The 13,760-nt window shown below is 67.2% G+C and carries 5 protein-coding genes; 3 read left to right on the forward strand and 2 right to left on the reverse strand.

Annotation, left to right across the window (positions count from 1 at the left end; genetic code table 11):
- The first annotated feature begins 100 nt into the window (after positions 1–100).
- The 3 genes from ABS767_RS06330 (at position 101) to ABS767_RS06340 (ending at position 9,204) form a co-directional block, all read left to right on the forward strand.
- Complete coding sequence (locus ABS767_RS06330) at positions 101–1,300, forward strand: phospholipase D-like domain-containing protein (RefSeq protein ID WP_408077510.1); 1,200 nt, start codon at positions 101–103, stop codon at positions 1,298–1,300.
- A 592-nt stretch (positions 1,301–1,892) separates the two neighbouring features.
- Complete coding sequence (locus ABS767_RS06335) at positions 1,893–7,022, forward strand: hypothetical protein (protein ID WP_408077511.1); 5,130 nt, start codon at positions 1,893–1,895, stop codon at positions 7,020–7,022.
- Between the two features lie 37 nt (positions 7,023–7,059).
- Positions 7,060–9,204 carry an SEC-C metal-binding domain-containing protein gene (locus ABS767_RS06340; RefSeq protein ID WP_408077512.1) on the forward strand — a complete coding sequence of 715 codons (2,145 nt, stop codon included), beginning with the start codon at positions 7,060–7,062 and terminating at the stop codon, positions 9,202–9,204.
- On the opposite strand, the gene ABS767_RS06345 is transcribed toward ABS767_RS06340, so the two are convergent.
- Together ABS767_RS06345 and ABS767_RS06350 are read right to left on the reverse strand one after the other, a co-directional pair.
- Entirely contained in the window at positions 9,201–9,680 is a 480-nt protein-coding gene (locus ABS767_RS06345) for a hypothetical protein (RefSeq protein ID WP_408077513.1), read from the reverse strand. The two genes, ABS767_RS06340 and ABS767_RS06345, sit on opposite strands and share 4 nt — an antisense overlap.
- Before the next feature lie 52 nt (positions 9,681–9,732).
- Positions 9,733–13,605: a hypothetical protein gene (locus ABS767_RS06350; protein WP_408077514.1), complete on the reverse strand. Its 3,873-nt coding sequence runs from the start codon at positions 13,603–13,605 to the stop codon at positions 9,733–9,735.
- Between the last annotated feature and the right edge of the window lie 155 nt (positions 13,606–13,760).

Consider the following 13,760-nt stretch of genomic DNA (forward strand, 5'->3'; position numbering starts at 1 on the left):
CGCCGGCGGCATCGAGAGCGACACCGCGGTATGGATCTACCCCAGAATGAGTGACTAGGTGATGCCGAGCAATAGCCCGACAGCGACCGGACCCGCCCCGATGCTCGCCAACGGGGACAAACGGCACGCCGACGAACTCAAGCGCCACCTTGCGCATGCAACGCACTTCATCTGCATCGTGGCCTTCGCCAAGTTGTCCGGGTGGCGCCTCGTCGAGAAGGCCATCGCGGAACGTGTCGCCTCGGGGCTCGACGCGACCTTCGTCATCGGGCTCGACTTCTACCAAAGCGAGCCCGCGGTACTCCGCGCGATCCTAGGCCTAAAGAAGCAGGCTGCCGCCGCCGGCGGCAGCGTCACGCTCTACATGGGGCGGGAGCGCAGCAGGCGCACCCTCCATCCAAAGGTATACTGGCTCAAGGGCCATCGACGCCAGACACTGATCGTCGGATCCGCGAATATGACCAAGGGCGGCCTCGCGGACAACCACGAGATGTCTGCGCTACTGTCTGGGCCGGCTGCAGGTCAGGAGCGCTGGCTGCGGAAGTGGATCGACAAACGCGCCAAGGCGGGCGACATCGTCGAGGTGGAGCCCAAGCTTGTCAGGGGATACGAGAAGCGCCGCGACATCTACTGCACCACGATGAAGTCGGCGGAGACGCGGGCGTTCCGCGCGATGTCGAACGCACCCGGCGACACGCTCACGCTCGCCGACCTCTTGGTTGAGATGCGCGCCGACGACGGTCCGGAGGGTTTCACGAAGTCGGTCAAGCGCCGGCGCAAGGCGGTCCCCAGGGCCCGCATGCAGATGGCCCTCCTTTCCCGCCAGCCGGACCTGGCGCGCGGACGGTTCCTCAATGCCTACGAGGAGCTCATCGGCCAGTGGCACTCGAGCGGCCTGGCCCGCGGCAAGGGAATCCTCGCCAAGCGGTCCAAACGGTTCCAGGCCGCGCTGCGGGCGCTGGCCGCCGACCCGTCCGATGACCCCGCCACCCTGTTCGACCTCCTCAGGTCCCACTTCGACATGATCCCGCGCGCCGGCAGCAACGTCATTACCGAGCTGCTGCACACCCGCGACCCAGCTCGTTTCCCAGTCATGAACCGCAACTCGGTCGCGGGCATGGGGCTCGCCAACATCGGTGGCTATCCGGAGCTTCCCTCGAAGAAGACCGTCGACGGCGCGCTCTACGCCCGCTTCGCAGCGGACGCCGAACGCCTGCGGCAGGGGCTGGGCCTGACCGACCTCAGCGAACTCGATGCGCTCTTCAACTACGCCTATCAGCGAGGCGACAGCGAGGAATAGAAGGAAGACGACCAGGATGCGGATCGGACGATGCCATGGGTAGAGAAGACCGCAGCCGCGACACCTGTGGCGGCACGGTGCGGCCGCACACACCCGACTGCGCAGTCATGCAGGCCTAGCGCAGAAAGGCCGCTTCGGAGATGGGAAATCGCCGGGGCAGCAAGTCCATACGCATCTCGCTGAGCGAGTTCGCTAAAGGTATTCGGCCGATGGCGTTAGGCGAAGTCAGGATGGACGAATGGCCGCTTTCACGATCGCGACCTGCCAGCGCGGACGACCGATACTGGGGCGCTTTCCCGACTGGCAGCTCACGTTGAAACCAGCCCGGCAGATTGTGGGCCGGTTGCTGCCTGGCAACTTCCGAGCTTCAGATCGCGCAAAGCGGACGTCGGCTTCGCTCGCTGTTCGAGCCGCTAAGATGCAAACCCGGTCGCTCAGGCACGCCTAGGCATCCACGAGTTGCACGACAGTGTCGGCGCTGCGCAATTGCGAATAGTCACATTTCGATCCCAACGGTACGCCGAAGGCGCGGTTACAATCTTCATCGATCAAGACGATTGTTACGCAGGCTATAATTCGGCACCTTTGTGACATGGCCCGTGCAACCTCCATTATATCAACCAGTGGGGCCGGCTTCTCTCTAGAGGCGCGCATCGCCGCGACCTATCTGGCCGCTATCCTCGCGCAGACTAGCGGTCCGGGCGATGATGCCGCGAAAGTCGTCAGGCGGGTAGAATTCCAGCGCACTGCTCCCGCCGCCGGCTTCGACGACCTGCACCTGCTGCTCTCCTCGCCAACGGGCGGGGACGCGATTTCCTACCTGCAGATCAAGCGCACACTGACTGGCGCTCGCAGCGAGGAGGCATTCCGCCGGCCAATTGCGGACGCGGCCCAACTAATCATGGGCGGGGACCATGACGAGACGCTCTTTAGGATTTTAGCGTCGGAAAGCGCGATCAGCCCGCGTGACGTTGACAGGGCGCGCGACGCGGCGAAGCTATCGAGCGACGCCGCCGACTTCTGGACGCGTTGGAACGCGCCGGGCGCCTCCAGCGCCTCTGAACGCGAATTCACCACGGCCGTCGAGTGGGTGATCGAGCAGGACGTCGGGGGAGCTGATCGCGAGCTAGCCTGGAAGGTGGTGTCGCGCATGGGCATCACCGTTGTAGACGCCGACCAGGCCGGCAGCCAGGCGAAGGCGCGCGCCTTCGACCAGCTCCAGGCAGCGCTCGCGTCGGGCGACCGGGGCGAGGCCGCCGACCTCCATGACGCACTGTGCGCGTTCGCGGAGGACGCCGCGAAGGTCGCAGGCGGCGTCGACAGGGCGAAGCTGCTTGCCGAACTCGCCCCGCGCTTCCGTCTGCTGGCCGCGCCATCCGCGCGCGCGGACCTGGCCAGGATCCGGGACGACGGCAAGGCCGCGCTCGCCAGCATCCGCCACGACGTGGCTGGAGTCAGCCTCGCACGCACCAGCCTGTGCGATCGGCTCGACGACGTCCTCGGGGAGACGGCGGGGCTGCGGCTGGGCGGCGACGCTGGCACGGGCAAGTCGGCCGTCCTGCGCAGGCTCTCGGAACGACAGCGCGCCCGCGGCGCCGGACTGCTCGTCCTAAAGCACGACCGGGTGACGGCGCGGACGTGGGCCGAACACGCGGCGGGCACGAACCTCCAGGCACCGCTCGCGCAGATTATCGCCGAACTGGCCGCAGGTGGCTCGGCAGTGCTCGTCGTCGATGGCTACGACCGGATGGTCGAGGCGGGCCTCGGCGGCTTGATCGGCGAGGTCTGTGACGCGATCGAGGCGTCCCCGTGCGCGCCCCTCTGGAGGTGCATCGTCTCGAGCCGCGACTCCGCGGGACCGGGGCCCGCGCTGGACCTGCCCCTGCTGAGGGACGCCACGCCGTGGACCGTCGGCGTCCCGGACGACGACGACCTCGCCTTCCTCGCAGACGCGTTCCCGCACCTCGGCGACCTGATGTCGCGACGCGGCTACGCTGACCTCAACCGGAACCTCTTCTTCATCGACCAGATGGCGCGCAACCCGTCCGTCGCCGGCGCGTCCTCCGAACTCGACCTGATGCAGGCCTGGGCGCGGCGCGGCGCGACCGAGACGCCGCGGCATCCGACGCGCGACGCGACGCTGCGCGCGCTGGGCGGGCAGCGTCTGCTGCGCCCCTTCGGTCCGCTGCCCAAACCCGCCGACGAGAGCGCCATCGCGCTGCTGGCCTCCGAGCGCACCCTGGACGTCCCGGCCTACCGCGACGTCGTGACCTTCGGACACGACATCTACGAGGACTGGACGGTCGCGCGCGCGCTGGACGCGCGGCGGAGCGAGATACCGGCGATCCTGTTGGCGGCCGGGCAGCCGCTGTCGTGGATGCGCGCGGTGCGCCTGGCCGCCGAGACCGCCCTCGAGACCGACGGTCCCGGCGGGTGGCGGGCGCTCCACGACCTCCTCGGCGACGGCGCTCTCGATCCCGTGTGGCGGCGGATCGCGCTGACGGCGCCGCTCCACTCGCCGCGGGCGGCAATCCTGCTCGACGGGCTTGAGCCCACCCTCCTCGACGACGGTGGCCGGCTGCTCGCGGACCTTGTCGACACGCTGCTCGCGTTGGAGGTACGGCCGCACCCCACAGTGCTCACGGCCCCCGAATTCGCCGGCATGAACCCAGACCGGCGGCGGCGCGTAGCCCTGGCGGCGGCGGTTCCGCGGGTGGCGCCGTGGCACGGCTTCCTGATGTGGTCCGTCGGGCGCTGGGCGACGTGGCCCAAATTTCTCGTGCCGGCGCTGACGCGAGTCACGCTGACGTGGCTTCGGCTTCCCGGCCGCGGGCGGCCGCTCGCCGGTCGCCTCGTCGTCCAGTGCTTGGCCTGGCTGCGCGAGCTGGACGCGATCCACGCGATGCCGTTCGACAAGTGGCAGGAGCGCAGCAGACTGCTGGCGGAGATGGGGGCGGACCGGTCCGGATCGGCCGACCCGGTGCGCGACCAGTTGCGGCAGGCGGTCGCCAACGGCGCGGCGGACGCCACGGCGGAGGTCGACGCCTACCTCGCCAACCTCCTCGACGGGGGCGACAGGGGCGGAGCCGAATTCGTCGACGGGCCGGGCGTGATCCCGTCGGTCCTCCCGGCCCGGTTCGTCGACCTGATCGTCTCGACCATGGTCATGCGCCACGACCCGGAGGGGCCGCTCGACTACGCGGTCGAGCAGTCGGGCGGCATCCGGGACCAGGGGCACTTCTTCCCGGCCTCGCCGGTCCGTGCCGGGTGCGACCTGCTGTTCGCCGCCGACGAGGACCAGGCGCTGCGCCTCCTGGAGGCGCTCAGCGCCGCGGCGGCGTCGGTGTGGCGCAGGCGGCAGGCCGGCGGCGGCCTCACCGCGCGACCCTTGACGATCGACCACGCCGAGGGGGCCGCCACGCTGTGGGGCGACCAGTACGTCTACAAGTGGGCGCGCGGCCTGCTCGGCCCCCGGCTGCTCGGATCGCTGCTGCTCGCGGCGGACGACTGGTTCGCGGCACAGATCGCGGCGGGTCGCCCGTTGGACGAGCTGTGCGCGAAGTTGCTCCGGCACAGCCACCTCGTCGCCTCGGCCAGCATCTGCGTCGCCGGGGCGAAGAAGGGCCGCCTGTCCAGCGTGAAGCTCCGGCAGGCGTTGCCGCTGCTCGTCAATCCGAGGCTGTGGGGCTACGACCTGCGGCAGTCGCTGGACGACACGTCCGGCACCGCGTTTGGGATCGGCTGGAGGCAGGGCGACGAGCACGCATACCGAGCGGCCCTTGCCACGCGGAACCGCAGGACATCACTGCTCCCGCTCGTCGAGGGCTTGGTGGCGCCGCTGCACCTCATCCAGGACGAGGCGCTGAAGGCGGAATTCGCGGCCGCCGTCGCCTTGTGGCGCGTGGAGGACATGGCCGACTTCGACGAGCAGCTGACCAGCGAGGGAGACGAGGCAGAGCTCGCCGACGAGCTGGAGAACTGGCGCGCGAAGGCGGATCCGGCGAACTGGCAGGCGGAGCCCACCGGCGAACCCGGCGCGTTCAGCATCGGCTACGAGCCGCCCGGCCCGCTAAGCCAGCGCGCCGCCGAGGCGGTCGAACGGAAGGAGGAAATGGAGGAGGGTGCGCCGCTCCTGGACTGGGCGTTCGGGCACGCCCGGGGCGGCACGACGCGCAAGGGCCAGACCTTCATGGACGCGCTGCCCATCGCCAAGGCGATGGACGCGCCGGACCTGTTCGCGCACGCGCTCGACCTCCACCCGGGCTACGCGATCCGGGCGCAGGGCGTCGCCGCCGTGGCCGCGGCGCTAGCGACCCATGCGGCGCCCGAGGTCCTCGCTGGCGAGATCGACTGGGTGGTCTCGGTCCTCGGTCGGGCGGCGCTCGTCGACCACGCCTCCAGCGCTCTACACTACGAGGATTCCGCGCTCGACGACGACGCGGCGGCGTCGGCGGCCCGGGGGCTCGGCGCGCTCGCCATGCGCGGCCTGGCGGACGCGGACCACCTCCGCATCTGGCTCGGACTGGTCGCGAGCCCGTTCCGCGACATCGCGAAGGCCGCGCTCGAACCCGCGGCTGCGTTTTGCCCGCTATCGCCCAGCGGCGCAGCAGCCGCGCTCTCGGTCAGCGCGACGTCGATGCTCTACGCTTGGGAGCCGTTCGGGCGCGACATCGAGGTCAACATGCGGACGGCCCGGGCGGCGCGGTGCCTCGACGCGATCGACGCCGCCGTGACCGCCAACGCGGAGGGCCGCATCGAGGCGCCGAGCTTCCCGAGACCGGTGACCGAACACTTTGTCGGTGGGGACGCGACCAACCCGTGCGCGGGCGAGCCGCAAAACCAGTTCGACCATTACCGCGCCTCGACCGTCTGGTCGCAGCTCGACGTCACGGCACTCTCGGCCGTCCCGCCTATCAAGGACGCGCTGCTCGGCTACTTCTCCGACGCGCTCGCCTGGTATGCGTCCTACATGGCTTTCCAAGACGCGCGCGGCTGGAGCAGTCCGGCGCGCCTCATGAAGTGGGAATCCGTCCTCGGCCGGCTGAGCGGCCGCCTGGCACCCCTCCTGCCGCCAGAGACCGCCGTCGAGCGGCTCGTGGAGCCTGCGGCGGCGATGGGCGACGCGAAGGCACGGAGCGACCTGCTGGCCGACCTGCTGGACGGGTTCGCGCACGCGATGGTCGAAGGCGACCTGCCGCTGGACGCCGGCTTTGAGACGGTGTGGCGAGCGGCGTCTGACGCGCTCTTCGAGACCGCCCGGAGCGAATGGAGCGGCCGATACGATCCGGACGAGACGCCGCTGTCGGCGGCTGCCTTTGCGCACTACGGCCTGCCCGTGTTCGAGCCGGGCTGGCGCCGTGCGGCCGAACTGACCACCCTGCTGGGCGATTGGGTCGCGGCGTGCGCACGCTACCGCTTTTCGGCCGGGCTGGTCTCCAGCTTGGTCGCCCACGCCGGAGCGGCGTTTGCGCCGCAACCTGGCCTGGACTGGCTGGAGGCGATCATCGAAGCCCACCGGTCGACCACGCCCGAGGACTGGCGGTCGGAGGTCGGGCGACCGGCCGGTGAGCTGCTGGCGACGCTGTGGGGCCGCAGCACCCTCGAGCAGCGGCGCGCCGACGTTGTCCGGTTCCGGTCCGCCGCCGCCGTCCTCGCCGACCGGGGCGTGGCCGCGGCGACCGAGCTCCTGCCCGAAATCGCGGTGGTGCAAGCCAGTGGCTAGGCCAGGCCCCGCCTTCGACGGGCGCGCCGAGCAGGCGGTGTTCGACGAGCTGCAGGTGCTGTGCACTTCGCCGGGATACATACACGCGCTCGCCCGCATCGGCGTCCGCGACAACATGATCTCCTACACCGGCGCGATGACGCCCGAGGTCATGTCGGCCTCCTACAGCCGCGAGCGCACGATCCGCACCGAATACACGACGCTCATCGGCCTCATGCTGAAGGGCGCGATCGACTTTGCGCAACCGTCGTCCGAAGTCCTCGAGCGGATGATCGCGCGGTCATACGAGCTCCTGCAGGAACTGCACGACGCGCTGGGACGCCCCATGTGGCAGGCGATCGCCGACGGCTTCAGGCGCAGGCAGGCGGGCGAGCAGGTAGACGAGGCCTCGATATTCACCGGTGGGACGGTGCTGCGCGAACCCATCTTTTACGGCGCGGAATCCGCCTACAGCTTCCAGTATGCCGAGCTCGCGCTGCGCAAGTACGGCGCGGACGACGGGTGGCTGCGGGCCCATCGCGGGTTCGGGATTCAGGACGCCCACGACGTCGTGGTCGCGGCCAAGGACCTCTGCAGCCGCAAGTTGGCCGAGACTCTGCCGGGGCCGGCGAAGCGCTCCAGCCACGACTGGTCGCCGCTACCCGGCTACACCTTCTCAGCCGAGGAGGCGGCCGCCGCCGCCGGTGTCGGGACGGAGGTGGCGGCCGCGGTGCTCGACGCGTTCACCGCCCCGACCCCGCCCTGCAACGAGGGTTTCGCGACGCTCGGCGACTTCAACCTCGCCAGCGCGCAACCGCTGATCGCCACGCGGGACGGGCGCTACGTCTCTCTTCAGGCCTACGGGCTGCTCGAGGCGCTTTACGATTCCCCGTTCTACTGGATGGTAGCGGACCGCGCATACCGCGCCACCGCGTCCGCGCACCGCGGCGCCTTCACGGAGCAATTCGCGGCCGAGCGGCTGGCGTCGGTGTTCGGGGCGGGGAACGTCCACCGCGGCGTAACCGTCTCGCGCGGGTCGAGGACCGTGACCGACATCGACGTCCTGGTCACCTTCGCCGACCGGGCGGTCGTGCTGCAATGCAAGTCCAAGCGGCTGACCCTCGAGGCAAGGCGGGGCAACGACCTTCAGCTCCGCGACGACTTCAAGAAGTCGGTCGAGGACGCCTACGACCAGGCGCTCGTCAGCGCCGACGCGCTCAGGGAGGCCGGGCTGAGGTTCGAGCGGGCGGACGGTACCGGGCTGCGAATCGCGACGCCCCGCATGATCTACCCGGTCTGCGTGGTTGCCGACCATTATCCGGCGCTGACCGTGCAGGCCCGCCAGTTCCTCAAGCCCAGGATCGACGAGGTCATCCGGCCGCCACTGCCCACCGACGTGTTCATGGTGGACGTCCTGGCCGAGATGCTCGACACCCCGCTCCGGTTCTTGAGCTTCCTCGACCGCAGGGTCGGGATGGCGGACCGGGTTACGATGACCAATGAGTATGCGGTCCTCGGCTACCACCTGTCGAACAACCTCTGGCTGGACTCCGGCTACTCGCTGGGCATGATCGACGACAGTTGCGCCATCGACCTGGACACCGCGATGACGGTGCGCCGCGAGGGGCTTGTCGGCCGCCGCACCCCCGCAGGCTTTCTGGACCGCTTCGGCACCACGCTCACCGGGCGCATCCTCAGGAACATCGAGCAGAGCGACGATCCGTCGCTGATCGAACTGGGCATGATGCTCCTCACGCTGAGCGGCGACACGCTGACCGACCTCGACGCGGGACTGGCGCAGATGGCCGCCCGCACCCGCGCCGACGGCCTGAGGCACGACTTCACCCTCATCTTCGACGGCACGTCGGCCGGTCTGACGGTCCACTGCAACCCGGCGCCGAACCGCGAGGCACTGGACGCGCTGCGTCGGCACTGCGAGCGTCGCAAATATATGCAGCGCGCCGAGCAGTGGCACGGGCTCCTGATCCGTCAGGACGACGGCATGCCGAAGGCCGGTATTGAGTTACGCGGAAAGTGGACATTCGACGCTGCGCTCAATGAGGACGCGCGGGCATATGCTGAGAAGGCCCACCTGAACCCGATCCGAAAGCGGCTTGCCGGCGCCAGCGCGCGCAAGGTCGGTCGGAACGACCCCTGCCCGTGCGGGAGCGGCCTCAAGTACAAAAAGTGCTGCCTGCCCTAAGCGTTAGAATCTACGAGACGTTGAAACTGGATGGCGGGTACGCCGGAATCGTGGTCGAGGCATTCGGTGCGCGGGCCTCCAATCACCTTCTCGGCAATGTGAAGCGACACCATGTTCTCGCGATCGACCACGGCCTCGAAATAGAGCTCCGGAATGCCGTTGCGACGAAGCCCGCGGCATATCTCGTTGATCGCGGCCATCGCGATACGTTGCGCGCGCCCGCTACCTCGACGCGATTCCATCACCGCATAGCCGAGCTGGAACGTCGGCACCCCTTCGATCGGCTCCGTCAGAGCGAGGAGCGCGACCGCGGTGACCTCGCCGTCTTCGACCAGTGCATAGGTATATCTCGGTGCGCCGGCCGGCTGATCGACATGCACGAAGATGTCCGGATGGAAGTCCGCTGGCTGAACGCGAATTTCCCGTTGTGCGATCGCCCTGCGGAAATCGATCAGAGCGTCCATCGGATCGGTCATGGCCGGCATGCTATTTCCTTCCATTGCGATCCCGAGCAACAAGGCCAGCGCCTCATGAAGGCAGCTCGAACAGGATTCCGACGACCTCCATCAGCGCTGTCAATTTGGGCAGCCCCTGTTCCCCGCCGAAACTCAGCAACTCAGCTGGCGTCATCCCATCCGGGTTGAGGCTCTCGAGAACAACAAGCTGGCCGTGCGGTCGGAACCGCTTGAGGTACCGGGCGCCGGTATCGTCCACGGCGATCACCAGCCGCCCCGCCAATTGCGCAATCGCCGCGCTCGTCATCGGGACCGGATGGGTGATGATGTATTGGCCATCCAGCGCGACGGGTTCAGCACTGCGTCCTTCAACCTGAAACAGCTTGGCGTTCTGGAGCATTGCATGGACCGCCGCGAAATCGGCGAGCGCTAGGAACTCCACATTGCCCGACTTAGGCGGCACCGGCAGTCGGTGTTTCGCAAAGAGGGTTCCGACTATCTTGCGCATGTGAATCTGCTCCTTTGGAGCGATCACGGGTTGGGCGAGCGATGTCGGATCGGTGGCTTGGCCCGTCAGCACGGCGATGTGCGGGTGGACTTCGGTTTCGTTGTACCGACGCGCGAGCAGTTGATCCTGAAACGTGGTGACGACGAGGTTGCGTTCATGCACCGTTGCATAGTTGCTCACGATGATCACGTCGCCGATGTCAGCCACCGGGTCGAGCGTCCCCGCGGCCAGCTGAAAGGCGGCGTGGTTGTAGAGCGTGACCTGCTGCGCTTCCGACAAGTCCGCCATCGTGATCAGGCCATCGCCCGCGCGCCCATCGGTTTTCGCTGCCGCGGCGATGCCGGTGTGGAAAAACGGGACGGCTTTGAGGTCGGCGGGATCGGTCGCCGGGAACTCCACCACATTGTCCATCCAGGCGAACAAGCGCGGCTCGCCCACATGGGCCTCGAATTCGGCAAAGATCTTGAAGCAGGTGTGGAGCCGTGATTCGACCTTCCCCTCCCAGAACTCCCTGACGTCGACCGCCTGCGCGACACCGATCGTGCCGTCGAAATGATGATGCGCCTCGTTAATATGCTGCATTGCCTTACCGCCACCGCCGCCCGCGATATACTCGAGCAGCTTGCCGAAGGACGGATTGGTGAATGGGGGCACGCTCGCAGTGCGCCGCGCCTTCATCAGCGTGACGAGTTCGTCCAGTGTCTTGTTGACGATGCCCGGATCCTCGGCGCGAAGCATGATCTTGAGCAGATCCTCCAGATAGATGCGGACCTTCTGGACATAGGCGTGCCCCTTTTGGTCGTCGTTCGTGGCCTGTGCGTCGACGAAAGCGCTGGCGAGCGAATCTCCGAATATGATCGTCGCCACCTTGGAGGCGGTGCACAGGCGCACGACCAGGCCCTGCTGGCCAGGCAGCTTCTCCGAGTTGACCAGCATCTGAAAAAACTGGCGCTCATGGGTGATCATGAGGATCTGCGCGCCCGCGATGTCGGTCAGATCGGCCTTGCCCAGCCTGGCGATCTCCTCGGCCCATTTGCGTTTGTTGCGCGGGTCGAAGGTGACCTGAGGATCGTCCAGCAACATCAAGGGAAATGGATTGGCACCAGCGTCGATGATCGCCTGCTCGCGCACGGCGAGCACGAAGGCCCAAAGGATCGCGCGCAACCAGGAGCTGTTGGCGACCAGCGACGCATCGACGCGCACACCAGGATCGAAGCTGCCCGCGATGAGGACCGCCTTCTTCGCTAGGGCGGCATCCTCGAACGACAGTCGCTCCTTGAAATGGATCCGGTCCAGGATTGCCTTCATGCGCTCGGAGAGCGCCGAGATCGATCCGGCGGTCTGGGCGGCGACGAGCAGACGCAGGTCCTTCAGAGGTATCAGCGCTGTCGCTATTGCTTCCCGGACGCGTTGCTGTTCGTGGATCGGAAGCCAAAGATCCGCTTCCTTCGCGGCCGTTCCCAGGTCCTTGGCGAGTTGGTCGAGCGGGGCAGCGCGCTCCAAGGCCGCCTCCAGCGCCTGGATCCTGCCCTCGATGGAGTCGGCTGGATACGTTCCGTCCTCTGCCGCGCTGCCTGCCATCTCGCGCCAACCCGACGCGAACTGGGGCCGATGCGCCTGCCACCACCCGGCCAGCGCCATCACACGCTCTACCTTGGCGACATAGCTCAGCAGCCCCGAGGCCGCTGGCGGCGAGGCCGAATCCGGCGCCGTCATGGTGTGCACGAAGGCGGGAAGTTTTTGCATTATGCTCTCAACGGCATCTGATGCGAATGCGGCTACGCCGGTCAGGACAGTTGAGAACGGTGCCCCTTGGACGAACACCTGTTTGGCTGCCTCCGAAAAGGCGTCGCGCGGCTGCATCGCCGACAAGGTTTCGAAATGGGCGTCAACGGCCTGCGGCACAGAATCGCGGATCGACTTCTCGAGCTCTGTACAAACATCCGTTAGTCGCCGCTCGGCGACGGACGCTGCCTGCTTTAGGGTCGCAAGCTCGTCGGCGAGCGCAGCGCGCCTCTCGCCGGTCAGCTTTCCCTCGCACAAAGGGCAATCGGCGCTCTCGTGAGAATGGAGCGCCGGCTCGTAGAATCGGGATGCTAGCGCCTTCAGCCGCAGCTTCTGATCCTCGGCCTGTCGCTTATCCCAAAGGATCGCTTCGGCAAGCCGACCCTTTGCTTCGGTAAGCAGGTCCGGCAACGCCTGAAATTGCATGTCTCCCGGAGCATTTGCGAGCGCCTTCCAGGCCGAGAACACATCGACGCCTTTGGAACTGTCGCCCAGTATGGCCCGCGCCGAATTGACCGCAGCCTTGATCTTGCTGCGATCGTCCGCATTGGCCGTGTCGAGTGTCGGTGCGATCTCCGAGGTCAGCACGGCGAGATGTGCGGCGGCCTGATCCGAAGCCGTCTTCGCGGCGTCGCGGAGCTCCTCGGAGTAGCCCTTGTCCTCGCGCTTGCCCGCGACCTTCAGGTTGAAGTCGATCGCGCCCGCTGTTTGGGACGCGCGTTCAAGAGCGGCGTCAAGGCGCGCCGCAATGGTGTCGCCACCCTTGTCCAGCGTATATTTGAGAAAGCGCTTAGACCGGTGAGTGAAATTGGCCGCGCCATCCGCGATGGCAGCCAGTTGATCGAGCCCGGTCAGGAGTTTGACCGCATCGTAGATCGACTGGCTGCGCTCGCCAAAGCCGATACGGGCGAGGCGAGCGGGCATGAGGAGGCCGACCTCCAGCAACTGGGGTGCCATCAGGAGGTCCGCCGAAATATCGACCTCGATCACGGGCTGGACGCCAGGCGCGGCCAACAGTCTGCGGTATGCGTGGGCGGTGTTGCCGGCCGGATCGTGGAAGGTCAGCCGCACCCAGGTCTCGGCAGTGCCGGCCAAAGCGATTGCGCTGGCCGGATAGGACACAATGGAAGGCCAGTTTCCGATCGCTGAGCCAGCATCATTCTCGACAGGAGTTCGTACTCCGGTCTCGAGATGCAGCCCGTCTTGGTCGCGGCACCGATAGCCGGTCATCGCCCAGATGATCGCGCTGGCCAGCGACGTCTTACCCGATCCGTTCTGACCTTCGAGGCACCAGTTTGCCCCGTCGAAAGGTACGGAAAAGACAGGTCCCCCGACCTGGTTCAATCCGCCGAAGCCGCTGGTTTCAAGTCGGGCTAGGCGCCAAGGGCCGGCATTCGTTGCCGTCCCGCTCTGCTCCGTCTCGGTCGCAGGATCGAAGGTCTCAAGCTCCCAAGCCGCAATCAGATCGTCGAAGAGGCTCTCGTGTGCGTCGGCCACTTTGGATTGCTCGCAGGTGAGCAGGAAGTGGAATAAGCGCCGCGCACCGGCGGAGGCGAGCTGCACTGAGCCCGCCTTGTGGTCGCCGAACTTAACCCAAGTGAGCGGCTGACCAGATAGAAGCCGCTGTTTTGCCTCGTAGAATGATAGCGCCATGTCCCCTCCGTGGAGGCAGGATAGCGCCCCAACAGATTGTCGATCCAGAGCAATAAAAGCTTCAAATTGGATCGATCTCGCCAGCCACTAAACTTTATCGATGGCAGCTCCCAGGATGATCCACAGACCATCTGAACGACCGAAATTAGGGCGCA

It is taken from the genome of Sphingomonas plantiphila (genome assembly GCF_046000505.1).
In the GTDB taxonomy this organism is placed as follows: domain Bacteria; phylum Pseudomonadota; class Alphaproteobacteria; order Sphingomonadales; family Sphingomonadaceae; genus Sphingomonas; species Sphingomonas plantiphila.